This is a genomic window from Larkinella arboricola, assembly GCF_003259745.1.
In the GTDB taxonomy this organism is placed as follows: domain Bacteria; phylum Bacteroidota; class Bacteroidia; order Cytophagales; family Spirosomataceae; genus Larkinella; species Larkinella arboricola.
The window spans coordinates 19532-33175 of record NZ_QLMC01000001.1 but is presented as its reverse complement, the minus strand read 5'-3'; the positions used below and the strand labels follow the sequence as shown (position 1 = coordinate 33175).

Here is a 13644-nt window from a genome sequence, read left to right as displayed (position 1 = left end):
CATCAGAGATAATCAGAGCAACCTAGTTTATGATTTCGAAAACATATAATCCGAAAGACATCGAGGATAAGTGGTACCAGTACTGGCTGGAAAACCGCTTCTTTCATTCCACCCCCGACGAGCGCGAACCGTACACCATCGTCATTCCGCCCCCGAACGTAACCGGCGTGCTGCACATGGGCCACATGCTGAACAACACGATTCAGGACGTGCTGACCCGCAAAGCCCGGATGCAGGGCAAAAATGCCTGCTGGGTGCCGGGAACCGACCACGCATCCATTGCGACGGAAGCCAAAGTGGTGGCGATGCTGAAGGAACAGGGCATTCATAAACAGGACATTGGCCGGGAAAAATTTCTGGAACATGCCTGGGAGTGGACGCACAAATACGGCGGTATCATTCTGAAACAACTCCGGAAACTCGGCGCGTCCTGCGACTGGGACCGGACACGCTTCACGATGGAACCGGCCCTGTACGATGCCGTCATTGATACGTTTGTCGATCTGTATAACAAAGGCCAGATTTACCGGGGTGTCCGGATGGTGAACTGGGACCCGCAGGGCCGCACCGCCGTTTCGGATGAGGAAGTGCTTACCAAAGAAGTCCAGCAGAAGCTGGTATATATCCGGTACGAAATTGCCGGAAGCGCCGAAGCGGGTAGTGAGCCGGATTACATCACCATTGCCACGGTCCGACCCGAAACCATCATGGCCGATGCCGCCATTTGCGTCAATCCCAACGACGAGCGGTATACGCATTTACACGGCAAAAAAGCCCTGATTCCGCTGATCAACCGCGAAATCCCGATCATTACGGACGAATACGTGACGATGGATTTCGGGACCGGTTGTTTAAAAGTGACGCCCGCCCATGACCCGAATGACTACGAACTGGGCATCAAACACCGACTGCCGGTGATCGACATTCTGAACGATGACGGTACGCTGAACGAAAAAGCGCAGATTTACGTCGGCCAGGACCGGTTTGCAGCCCGGAAAGCCGTCATCAAGGAACTGGAAGAAAAAGGTTATCTGGTTAAAACCGAAGAATACAAATCGAACGTCGGCTTTTCGGAGCGGACCAACGCGGTGATTGAGCCGAAGCTCTCGCTGCAATGGTTTCTGAAAATGAAGGACATTTCGAAACCGGCGCTGGAAAACGTGATGAACGATACCGTTCAGCTGCACCCGGCGAAATTCAAGAATATGTACCGCTCGTGGATGGAGAACGTTCACGACTGGTGTATCAGCCGGCAATTGTGGTGGGGCCATCAGATTCCGGCGTTTTACATGAAAGACGGCACCATCATCGTTGCCAAAACCAAGAAAGACGCCCTGCGAATTGCCCGCGACAAATACCAGTTGTTTGCCCTGAGCGAAACCGATCTGACGCAGGATGAGGACGTGCTGGATACCTGGTTTTCGTCGTGGCTCTGGCCGATGTCGGTTTTTCTGCCGTCTAACGACCCGAACGATCCAAAAGCCGCACCGGGCGATCTGGATTATTATTACCCGACAAACGATCTGGTAACGGCCCCCGAAATCCTGTTTTTCTGGGTCGCCCGGATGATCATTGCCGGTTACGAGTACAAAGGCCGCGAACCGTTCCGGAACGTGTACCTGACCGGTATCGTGCGTGATAAACAAGGCCGCAAAATGTCGAAATCGCTCGGCAACTCACCCGATCCGCTGGATCTGATCGAGCAGTTCGGGGCTGATGGCGTGCGAACGGGGATGTTGTTCAGCTCACCGGCGGGTAACGACCTGCTGTACGACGAAAAACTGGTGGAGCAGGGCCGTAATTTCTGCAACAAAATCTGGAATGCCTTCCGGCTGGTGAAAGGCTGGCGGGTGAGCGAGGATACGGCGGTGGCGGAAAAACCGTTGGCGGTTCAGTGGTTTGAATCGAAGCTGAACCAGACGCTAATCGATCTGGAAGATCACTTCAGCAAATACCGGATGTCGGACGCCCTACAGACGGTTTACAAGCTGATCTGGGACGATTTCTGTTCGCAGTACCTCGAAATGATCAAGCCGGGTTACGAGCAGCAGGATCAGGTTCGGCCCATCGACAAAGTTACCTACGACGCGACGATTGACTTCTTCGAGCGATTGATGAAGCTGGCGCATCCGTTCATGCCGTTCATTACGGAAGAAATCTGGCAGGAAATCAGCGAACGAAAAGAAGGCGAAAGCATCTGCGTTTCGGACTACCCGGACGCCGGAGCCGTTGACAAAGCGTTGCTGGCGGATTTTGATACCTTATTCGAAATTATTTCCGCCGTTCGGAACCTTCGGAACAGCAAGCTGATTAGCCCGAAAACCGCCCTGCCGCTAGCGATCAAAACCGACGATGCGGGCCGTTTCCGGCCACTCGAAGGGCTGATTCAGAAACTGGCGGTGGTTTCTGAAATCAGTTACGTTTCCGAAAAAGCCGAGGGCGTTTCCTTCCTGATTAAAAGCACCGAGTTCTTCGTCAACATCGCCGGGGAAATCGACGTGGAACAGGAACGCGCCAACATTGAGAAGGAGTTAGCCTACACGAAAGGGTTCCTAGAGTCGGTGATGAAAAAGTTGTCCAACGAGAAGTTTGTTGCCAACGCCAAACCGGAAGTCATTGAACGCGAACGCCAGAAACTGGCCGACGCCGAAGCGAAAATAAAGGCTCTGGAAGAAAACCTGGCCGCCCTTTAAATTTACTAGAACCGAACCGGTATCTGTGTTCTGTAACGGCATGGATACCGGTTCGGATTTTTTAGTCCATCATTTCAGGGCAAAGGCGATGTAATTTCCGCCGATCTTCTGCCCTCTCCCACCGCCAGCGGCAATGACCACGTATTGTTTGCCGCCCACTTCGTAGGTAATCGGGGTGGCAAAACCGCCCGCCGGAAGCTGATATTCCCAAACCACTTTCCCGGTTTTTCGGTCGAACGCCCGGATTTTTTCGTCTTTGGTTCCGGCAATAAACACCAGTCCACCCGCCGTAGATACAGGTCCGCCGTAGCTATCCGTTCCGGTGGTTGGCACGCCTTTTTTCGCCAGTTCCGGGTATTCGCCCAGCGGCACCCGCCAAAGGTATTCACCGGTATTTAAGTCAATGGCGTTCAGCGTACCCCAGGGTGGTTTGATACCGGGATAACCGTTCTGGTCTGTAAACCGTCGCCAGACTTTGCTTACGTAGGCCGGTTGATACGGAAAACCGCTTTTGCTGCCAGAAGCCGCCTTGTCCGGCTGATTACTGGCCACCTTCGGACCGGTTTCCCGGTTCAGCAAAAAGCTCACAATGGCGTCGCGGTCCTTTTCCGACAGATGCCCAAACGACGGCATCCGACCGCTCCCGGTTTTCAGAATGGCCCTGATTTCGTCGGCCGAGCGTTTTTTACCAATGTCTACCAGGGGCGGCAATTCGGGGCCGCTGCCTTTGCGGTCCTGCCCGTGACAGGCGGCACAATTGGCGATGTAAAGCGCATTTCCGGCGGTCACGGGTGCATCGGGTTTGCCTATACTGGCTCGTTCCGCCATAATCAGTTCCCAGGGTTCTTCGTTCACATTCTGATAGAGAATACCGTCGGGATCAATTGAATTGCCGCCCCATTCGGCCCCTCCGCTGTAGCCAAAGAGCAGCGTACCGGTTGTGTTGGGGGGTGTAAACTTATGGTCGGTACGAATTTTCTCAAAGCGCTCCTTCACATACGCACGCGCTTCGGGCGAGAGGTCGGTAATGTCGGCTTCGGTATACACCTGACGGTTCAATGGCAGTGGTTTAAGCGGAAACTTCTGCGTCGGATACGGGTGTTCGCCGGGCAAACCGTTTACTGGTACCTTGCGCTCCTCGACCGGAAACAGCGATTCGCCGGTATCGCGGTTCAGTACATACACTAAACCGTCTTTGCTGGCCTGCACCACCGCATCGACGTTTTTTCCGTTGCGTTTCAGCGTGATCAGGTTGGGAGGACAGGAATGATCGCGGTCCCACAAGTCGTGGTGAATGGTCTGATAATACCATTTCATTTTGCCGGTTTCGGCCTCCAGCGCCATAATGCTGTTGGCAAACAGGTTGGCACCTTTTCGATCACCGCCGTAAAAATCGGACGCTGGCGAACCCGTTCCGAAATACACAACGCCCCGTTTTTCGTCGAGGACCATGCCGCTCCAGTTGTTGACCCCGCCGATTTTCTTGTACGCATCTTTGGGCCAGGTGTCGTAACCAAATTCGCCGGGCTGCGGGATGGTATGAAACACCCACTTGAGCTTACCGGAAACCGCATCGAACGCCCGGATGTGGCCCGGAGCCGCGTCGCCCGATTCAGAAACACTCGATCCCATAATAACCGTATTGCGGTAAACAATACCGGGCGAGGTGGCCGTTACCGACAGTTTGCTGACGTCATGATCCAGATTTGTCTGGAGTCCTTCGTGCAAATCCACCCGACCGTTGGTGCCAAAGCTGGTAATTAACTGGCCGTTCTGCGCATTGACGGCGTACAAACTCGCACCGACGGTATAAAAAATGCGTCTGTCGTCTCTATTTTCCCAATACATAACACCCCGGTTGGAGTTTAGCCGGTCGTCTTTCGAGGGTTCAAATTTCCAGAGCTGCTCACCCGTGTCGGCCTTGAGGGCAAAGAGCTTCAGTTCGGGCGTAGTGCCGTATAAAACACCGTTGACCACGATGGGCTGGCACTGGATCGCGCGTTCTCTCCGGCGGCCGTTTGCATCCGGCTTTTCGGAGGCATCGTACATCCAGGCAACCTGTAAATTTTTAACGTTTCCGGTGTTGATCTGCGTCAGGGGCGAATACCGGTTTCCGGCTTTGTTACCGCCATAATTGGGCCAGTCGTGGCCGGTTTCCAGTCTGTTGCCCGGCTCCTGCATACCGTACATCAGGCAGCTTCCCAAAAATAGGCCCGTCAGAATTACATGGCGGGTGGTGGGCAACAAAGCCGTTGATACCAGCCTGAATCGGGCGGCTTTACTCGTTTTTTTACGTTTCATTTGAGGGTTTAGATTTTACTCCCGATGTGATAGCAAAGCCATCGCATCTTACTGATTGCCATTGGTGGTTAAAACGCTCCGAACCTATTTGCAGCCGTATCTTCTGATCCATTTTATACGACGACTTTGCAAGCTGGTTTAAAACCGTCACGTTCTTCAACTGACTGAATGATAAAAGACCCGGCGGCCCTCATCCTACTAAATGGCCCGCTTCGTTTTAAACGGGTCACCTGATCAACTAGTCCATCTCAAACCAACGGGAAGACGGCGGCAAATGCGTAGAAACCACAACGCCTAACCATATACGTCTATCTGCTGTGAGCCATAACGATCTGAAAAGCCAGGAAGATGGAGATGGATGTCCGCTACTTCAAAATTGTCACTTCTACCCGGCGGTTTAATCGGCGGGTTTCTTCCCGCGAATTATCAGCAAGCGGTTTACTACCGCCATACGCCCGGGTCTGAATCCTTTCCGACTGGATGCCTTTATTTACCAGATAGCTCTTGACCGCATCGACCCGTTTCTGCGACAGAGCCACGTTTAGTTTCGGATCGCCGACATTATCCGTATGGCCGGACAGTTCAATTTCCATGATTGGATTCCGGTTCATAAGGGCCACCAGCGAATCCAGTTCGGGGTACGACTCCGGCTCAATTTCGTAAGCCGACTGTTTAAACAGTAAATTATTCAACCGGTAGGTCCGGCCCGTTTCAACGTTCGACCCAAAATTTTCTACCTTCTCAGCCGGTGCTGGTTTAGCTGGCACTTTTGGCGGTTTTTGGGCAACGACAGAATCGGATGGTACGGCTTTCGGCGCCGGCTTCTGAGCGGGCGGACGGGTGGTTTTTACACCCGGTTTGGCGGGTGTCTTCCGGACAGGCGGTCTGGCGTTGCTCAAATCATCACGGTATACCATAACCCGAAGATCGTAAACATTGTAAGGCCACTGCGAACTGACGCCCCCAAACGGATCTCTCGGATCGACCCGGCCTTCATACCGCTCAACGTCCTGCTCAATCAAATTAACAGAACGCACATTTTTACCGGGGCGCTCAAAATGGGCTTCGCAGGTAATGGTTCTTACATCGCGCAGACGAATGCCCCGCGGCTCATCCAGAATGCTTTCCACGAGTTCGCCATCCGCCTTGATATTCCTGATATACAACAGGGCATATTCCTGATTACTTTTCGTATCAAACAACCGCCAGCAATTGGGGTGTCCTGGACCGTAGATGGTAGCCCGCTGGGCCTCATCCCGATCTTCCGCCACAAAAAACACAATCATCTTGTGGTTGGTATACTCAACCTTCACTACTTTCCCACCTCCCCGCACATTCCGCTGGGGTGGATCATAGTCGCGCTGGACAATTTTGGGTGCCGGTTTTTGCGCTTGGGCAACCTGTAGCATACCGAAGCACGCAAACCATAAAATCAGAAACCACTGCTTCATTGTACTAATCTTTTCTCTTCACTCTTAACGCATAAAGCCCAGTATATAAACACATTCTGTCCGGCTTTTTTGTTAATCCCCACTAAAAAGATACTATTTTATTACTAATTGTTTCAAATAAAATACTATTTATACGAAACAATTAGCACTAGTGAATCCGTTACCGATAAATAACCGTATTCCACACAATGAGCAAATGTATTTTTCTGGATCGTGACGGCGTATTGAACGAAGACCGGACCGACTATGTGTACCGGGTTGAAGATTTCGTTATTCCGGAAGGAGTCATTGAAGGCTTACAACTGCTGAAAAACGCCGGTTATTTATTAATTGTAGTGACCAATCAGGCTGGCATTGCCCGTGGACTTTATTCGCGGAACGACGTGATGCGGTGTCATGAGTATCTTCAGCAGCAGTGCGGTCATCTGATTGACGATATTTACTACTGTCCGCATCATCCTGATTTTGATACGCAGTCGCTGCTGCGGAAACCCGATTCGCTGATGCTGGAAAAAGCCATTGCCAAATACAACATCGATGTCAGCCGTTCGTGGTTGATCGGCGATACCCTTCGGGATATTCAGGCTGGCAAGCGCGTTGGCGTCCGGACGGTGCACATCACAGACCAAATACCAAAGCCGCCCGTTGGTGATCAACAGGCGGCCAATTTACTGGAAGCGTCAAAAATGGTCGTCAGTACGACTTTGTAATTAAGCCACTTGTTCCGCTGGAGCGGGTTGTTTCGGCTGTAGCTGGCTGTCATAAGCCGGGCACGATCGGCGTGCGCAGGAACCAAGCGATACGAGGGCAACCAGGCCCAGAAGGATGCTTATCTTTTTCATCTGTTTTTTCTTTTTCTGTCCACAACCTATCAGATGGTTGTGGACAGGCAAAAACTATGCTATATTTTAATTTTCCTGTTTTTCCAGTTCCTCAACCGGCTGCGCTTCCTGCTCTTCTTCAGCCGCTTTAGCCGCTTCAATTTCACGGGTGTTCGGTGCAGTCGGATTGGTATAACCCAGTATTTTAAGCATCACTTCGCTATCCTGTTCCGCAGCAAAAAGCCGTGTTGTCAGTTTCCCTTCGCTGTCGCGGTCCACAATCACATGCTGCGGGGCCGGAATCAGGCAATGCTGAATACCACCGTAACCGCCCAGCGACTCCTGGTAAGCGCCCGTATGGAAAAAGCCAATATACTGATCTTCTGACTCCTGTTCAAATATCGGCAGGTACAAGTCGGCGCTGTGGGCTTCGGTATTATAAAAATCGTGCGAGTCACAGGTCAAACCACCCAGATTGACTTTCTGGTAGGGATTGTCCCAGTTGTTCACCGCCAGCATAATATATTTCTGGCCCAGGCCCCACGAATCCGGTAACTGCGTAATGAACGAGCCGTCGATCATGTACCACAATTCCTTATCGTTCTGTAATTTCTGATCAATTACTTTATAGATAACGGCGCCACTCTCTCCAACCGTATAACTGCCAAACTCCGTAAAGATGTGCGGTACCGGAACGTTGTTCTTGTTACAGATCCACTGAATGCTCTCCACGATCTGATCGACCATGGCCTGGTAGTCGTAGGTGAACTGAAAAGACGTTTGAATTGGCATACCGCCCCCAATATCAATCGAATCCAGATCGGGACAAATCTTGCGCAGTTCACAGTATTTATACATGAACCGGCTCAATTCACTCCAGTAGTAAGCGCTGTCTTTAATACCGGTATTGATAAAAAAGTGCAGCATTTTCAGTTTAAACTTATCGCTGTTCTGAATTTTGGAGCGATACAGTTCATTGATGTCGCTGTAACGAATGCCGAGCCGGGAAGTATAAAAAGCAAAATTAGGTTCTTCGTCGGTTGCAATCCGGATACCCAGGTTCACGGTTTCAGCGGTTACATCCTGATAGGCATCAATCTCCTTCAGGTTATCCAGCACCGGCACCACGTTAAACCCTTCATTTAACAGCTCACCAATGTACTGGGTATACAGTGGCCGTTTGTATCCATTGCAAATGATGAAGGTACTTTTATCAATCTTCTCATCCTGATACAATTCCCGAATCAGAGGAATGTCGAAAGCCGATGAGGTTTCCAGATGGATTTTATTTTTTAACGCTTCTTCCAGCACAAACCGAAAATGCGACGACTTGGTGCAGTAACAGTAGGTGTATGTACCCTTGTAATTATACCGTTTCATGGCATTCTTGAACAACAGACGGGCATGTTCAATGTGCTCGGTAATTTTGGGCAGGTAGGTGAGTTTCAACGGAGTTCCGTACTGCTTGATAATATCCATCAGCGGAACATTGTTGAACAGCAAATTATTGTTTTCAACTTTGAATTCCAGTGTCGGGAATTCAAAGGTCTGTTCGATCAGGTCGTTGTAGCTTTTCATCCTTTCGGCAGAAGCATATAAGCGTGTTTTGGTTTTTGAAAAAATTCTGCGAAAATGCCATAAAAAAAGCAGCTTTGCAATGACGCAGGAACCTGTTTACAAAAACAAAATGTAACCCCGGCCCCACGCCTGATTTTCAAGCTGCTGCGTGGCGATTCATTCACAATAAGGAAAACGAAAAAACAACGGTTTTGATTCGGTCGGTAATGTTAATTTTTAAAATGCGGACGCAGCCGTTTTGTAAAATCCCGGCGGTTTTATGACCGGTCCGGCGACTTTTCGGTTTAAGATCAAAAGAACTTGTATTTTTAGCGCCACAAATTAGACAGAATGAAGCCATTGACTATTCATTTTATTTCTATCGGTGGTAGTGTGATGCACAATCTGGCCATTGCACTCCATCAACAGGGACACCACATCACCGGCTCCGACGATGAAATTAATGACCCCTCCCGGAGCCGCCTTGAACAATACGGTTTACTGCCCGCCCAACCCGGCTGGAATCCGGATGCCATTCTCCCTACGCTCGATGCCGTCATTCTGGGGATGCACGCCCGGCCCGATAACCCCGAACTCCAGAAAGCGCGGGAACTGAACCTGCCGGTCTACTCGTACCCGGAATTTGTGCATCAGCAGAGCCTGCATAAACAGCGCATTGTCGTGGCCGGCAGTCACGGCAAGACCAGCATCACGTCGATGGTTCTGCACGTTCTGAAATACCATAACCGCAACTTTGATTACCTGGTTGGCGCCCAGCTTGAAGGCTTTGATACAATGGTCAGGCTAACGCCGGATGCCCCCATTATTGTGATTGAAGGTGACGAATACGGCTCGTCTCCCATCGACCGCCGTCCGAAATTTTTACATTACCAGCCCCATATTGTTCTGATCAGCGGGATAGCCTGGGATCACGTCAATCTGTACCCCACCTACGAAGAATACGTTGCTCAGTTTGAACTGCTGGCCGACGGCATGGCAAAATCCGGTACCATTATTTTTGACGACACGGACGACATGCTGGATGTGATTGCCCTGAAGGAACGGGAAGATGTGACCCGCCAGCCGTATGATGTACACCCGTACCGAATTGAAAACGGAAAAACGGTTCTGATCACCAAAAGCCAGGGGCAGGTGCCGGTTCTTGTGTTCGGCGAACATAATATGAAAAACATCAGCGGGGCGCTGGCGGTCTGCGATCATCTTGCCATCACGGAAGAGATGTTCTACGAAGCCATCCAAAGTTTCAAGGGTGCGCAGAACCGACTTGAAAAAGTGGTTGATACCGACTCGACGGTTGTCTTCCGGGATTTTGCCCACGCCCCCTCGAAAGTAGAAGCCACCACCGAAGCCGTGAAAGCCCAGTACCCCGAACGGCGGCTGGTTGCCTGCGTCGAGCTACACACCTTCAGCAGCCTGAACAAAAGTTTTCTGACCCAATACCGTGATAAGCTCGACAGAGCCGATGTGGCCGCCGTCTTCTACAGTCCGCATACGCTGGAAGCCAAAAAGCTCGAAGCCATTGATCCGGCCGACATCATCACGGCGTTTGACCGCCCCGACCTGCGCGTCTTCACCGATCCAGCCGAACTACAAAGCTTCCTGAAAAGTCAGCAGAATGGTCATCCTACGGTTTTCCTGCTCATGAGTTCGGGAAATAACCTGAAGTGGGAGTAACCGGAACCGGATTCCGCGGATTGAAGGGTAACCAGACTAACGGTTTTGGCAGCCAATCGTAGTTCATCGCTTAATCCGCGGAATCCAGGCTCCGGTGATTTCTCTACTCTAGGACTTCTTTAATAAATAGGCGATCAAGTCCGCAAGCTGTTGCTCTGACAGGCCCAGCGAAGCCGGGTCCGGCATCAGGCTCGTGCTGTACTGTTTTCGGGAGGCCACCTGCGCCGTCGGGATAGTGTGTTTCTGGCCGCCCGCATCTTTTATGACCAGCGCCTGTTGTCCGTCACTAATCAAAAACCCGTAATAGGTCTGTCCGTTTTTGGTTGTCACCAGCCAGGGCTCATACCCAAATGCCAACCCTGCGCTCGGATTCAGGATGGCATCGAGCAAACCGTTCCGGTCAAATTTCTGATGAATCTTCGTCAACTCCGGCCCAATGTCTTTTCCCTGTTCTCCATGCCGATGGCAGGTTGCGCAGGTAGTTTTAAAAACCGTCAGCCCTGCCGTTTCATTGCCGGTCAGAACCGTGATGTTTTTTAGGGATAAAGCCGTCGAGCTGTTGGGTCGCTTGAAGTAATCGCCCGCCATGGTCCGCACGCTTTGGTCGGGGTTGGTAAAAATCACTTCGCTGATCGCTGGTTTCAGATTATCGGCCAGTTTCTTCTCGGCTGCCAGACCGACCAACAGTTTGCCTCCCTCCGGACTAATGGCCAGTTCTTTCGCCAGTTTCAGCTTATCTTCCGCCGGGGTGTACTCGTCCATCAGCTTCTGCCGCAAGGCCAACGCCTTTTGTTCAGCTTCTGATAGTTTCGGCGGCATCACCTCGTCCCAGTTCAGCAACATGGCCCAGTCGTTCGACCGGCGGAAGCTGGCCCAGTATTCAGCCTGTTCGGCTACGGTTTTGTCATCTAGCTTTGTCAGTTCAACCATGGCCCGGGCGGCTGCGGGATCTTTCATAAATCCCAACGCCACCATTGCCTGCTTGCGGGCCTCGGCGGTCAGGGACGGTGCCATTGCGCGTTGCTTCATTAACTCGGCGGTACTGCCCGGATGAAGCCGCCAAATCAGATTAGCGGTTTTCTGATCCCATTGAACCGGGTTCGACGGAATCAACGGTTTTAAGGCTGCATACAACTCCTCTTCTTTTTTGTCAGCCGCCAGACCAACCGCTTCCAGATAAAACCGATCCAGACCGTCATAGTGGTTTGCCAGTTTCACCAGCAAGTCACGGCATTGCTCAAACGGTACATCCCGCAAGGCAATTGCCACTTCCCGTCGAACCGCCGGAGAAGGATCATCTACCATCTGCCGGGCCAGCGCAATGACATCCGGCTCAACCTGTTTCAAGGCCCGGAAAGCCGTTACCCGTAAATCGGCCTGATCAGATTTCAATAGTTCTTCTACCTTCCTGCGGCCTTTGGGTCCGAGTTGGGCAAGCAGCCAGACCGCCCGGGCGCGGTGGTAAGGGTTTGGCGTATTGAGCAATGTAGCAACGGGTTTCACCACCTTATCGCCCTGGGCTTTCAGTTTTTCAAAACCCAGCATCCGGACGTTGATCGCCGGATTCATCACGGCCTGAATCTGCCCTTTCGTTTTAGCGGTATTGATTTCCGGTTTCTTCAGGTTTTTGCCTTTCGGCGTAATCCGGTAAATACGCCCGTACCCTTTCGGGTCCTTCATCTGGTGCCCGCCCACCACCGGGTCAAACCAGTCGGCGATGTACAACGCGCCATCCGTTCCGACGGCCACATCACTCGGACGAAACCATTTGCGGACATCTTCTTTTATGTCATTCCATTTATAGTCTTCATCGACTTTGGCAAACGTGCTGATAAAATCCGTTCGGAGCATTCGGTATCCGGCGCCCAGCGGTTCGGGCTTATAGCTAAAGATAACGTTGCGACCGGCCTCCGCGCTCAATAACAACCCACGGTATTTTTCGCCAAGTTCATCCCCTTCGTAAAACACCATCCCCGTTGGCGAACCGGCTCCACTAATGTCGCCCGCCGGAATCACGCCCGGGTCTTCCTGATGCCAGTGGGCCGTCGGTATATCCTGGCCGGGCCGTTGGTCGCCCTGCCAGTAGCGGGTTCCATCCTGACTGAAGTACCCCATGTTTCCGCCCTCCATGAGCCAGCTTGTCCGGCAGGCCACCACCTGGTCGTCGTTATCGTTTTGCCAGAGATTACCGTACGAGTCGATAGCGGTTTCGTAGTTGTTCCGAAAGTTATGACCCAGTACTTTCAGCCCCGTTCCGTCCGGATTAATCCGGAGCGCCAAACCGCCTACCCAAACCCGGCCATCATCGCTCACCATATTCCCTTTGTTGAGTTTGTTGTAGGGCGTACCGCCGGTGTAGAGGCTTCCCGACCGAAGCGTCCAACCGGCTTTGTCGGTGACGGTATGCGGTCCAGCGTTCCCGGTGTTAAAATACCACTTGCCGTCCGGGCCAGCTACCAGCGCGTGCAGAGAATGGTCGTGGTCGAGTCCACCAAAACCGGTCAGAAAAATCTCTTTTTTGTCGGGCTTATCGTCCCCGTTTTCGTCGGTGTAAATGACCAGATGCGGGGCCGCTGAGACGATGGTCTTGTTGCCGATGACGGCAATGCCCAGGGGGGAAACCAGATCCTTATCCTCCACGTATACCTTCGACTGATCGGCCTTACCATCGCCGTCGGTGTCTTCCAGAATCATGACCCGTTCACCGTTCGGATGGTCGAGCCGGGTTTCGGGTTTATTGTTGAAGTTACGGTAGTTGACGGCTTCGGTTACCCAGATCCGACCCCGCGCATCAACGTCTATATTGGTGGGGTTATAGAACATCGGCGCTTCGGCCCAAAGGGTTGCTTCCAGGTCATCGGGCAGATACAACCTGTTGGAGTCAGTTGAGTCAGTTGCTGCTGTAATGCTCTGCCTGGCGGGTTCGGATGGTTCTAACAACAGCCTGACAGGTTGGCCCGCTTGTTGTAGCTGAATACTCCACCAGGAGAGCCCTCCCAGCAGGATGGATGTACTTAGAAGTCGGGTTGGGTTTAGAATAGTCGCTTTCATTGCTTGGTGTTCCACGTGGAATAATTACCTGAAAAACAACATTTAAGAGTAGTATAACTTATTATAATAAGTGGG

The 13644-nt window shown here is 51.8% G+C and carries 7 protein-coding genes; 3 read left to right on the top strand and 4 right to left on the bottom strand.

Translation table 11 applies throughout. The features are described from left to right. The first annotated feature begins 29 nt into the window (after nucleotides 1–29). Nucleotides 30–2693 carry a valine--tRNA ligase gene (locus tag LX87_RS00115; RefSeq protein ID WP_111626158.1) on the top strand — a complete coding sequence of 888 codons (2664 nt, stop codon included), beginning with the start codon at nucleotides 30–32 and terminating at the stop codon, nucleotides 2691–2693. A gap of 69 nt (nucleotides 2694–2762) precedes the next feature. Here the strand turns inward: LX87_RS00115 and LX87_RS00110 are convergent, their stop codons facing one another. After that, a complete protein-coding gene (locus LX87_RS00110; protein WP_445470958.1) occupies nucleotides 2763–4883 on the bottom strand; it encodes an outer membrane protein assembly factor BamB family protein in 2121 nt (706 codons plus the stop codon). 476 nt (nucleotides 4884–5359) lie between these two features. Next, entirely contained in the window at nucleotides 5360–6445 is a 1086-nt protein-coding gene (locus tag LX87_RS00105; RefSeq protein ID WP_111626156.1) for an OmpA family protein, read from the bottom strand. Nucleotides 6446–6633: 188 nt separating this feature from the next. Here LX87_RS00105 and LX87_RS00100 point away from each other — a divergent pair, with 188 nt between their 5' ends. Continuing rightward, entirely contained in the window at nucleotides 6634–7155 is a 522-nt protein-coding gene (locus tag LX87_RS00100) for a D-glycero-alpha-D-manno-heptose-1,7-bisphosphate 7-phosphatase (protein ID WP_111626155.1), read from the top strand. Between the two features lie 198 nt (nucleotides 7156–7353). Here LX87_RS00100 and LX87_RS00095 read toward each other — a convergent pair whose 3' ends face one another. Beyond that, nucleotides 7354–8844, bottom strand: coding sequence for a type III PLP-dependent enzyme domain-containing protein (locus LX87_RS00095; RefSeq protein WP_111626154.1), 1491 nt, complete (start codon nucleotides 8842–8844; stop codon nucleotides 7354–7356). Between the two features lie 330 nt (nucleotides 8845–9174). Between LX87_RS00095 and LX87_RS00090 the strand changes: the two genes are divergently transcribed. Continuing rightward, complete coding sequence (locus tag LX87_RS00090) at nucleotides 9175–10518, top strand: UDP-N-acetylmuramate--L-alanine ligase (RefSeq protein ID WP_111626153.1); 1344 nt, start codon at nucleotides 9175–9177, stop codon at nucleotides 10516–10518. 108 nt (nucleotides 10519–10626) lie between these two features. Here the strand turns inward: LX87_RS00090 and LX87_RS00085 are convergent, their stop codons facing one another. Then, entirely contained in the window at nucleotides 10627–13569 is a 2943-nt protein-coding gene (locus LX87_RS00085) for a PVC-type heme-binding CxxCH protein (RefSeq protein ID WP_111626152.1), read from the bottom strand. Between the last annotated feature and the right edge of the window lie 75 nt (nucleotides 13570–13644).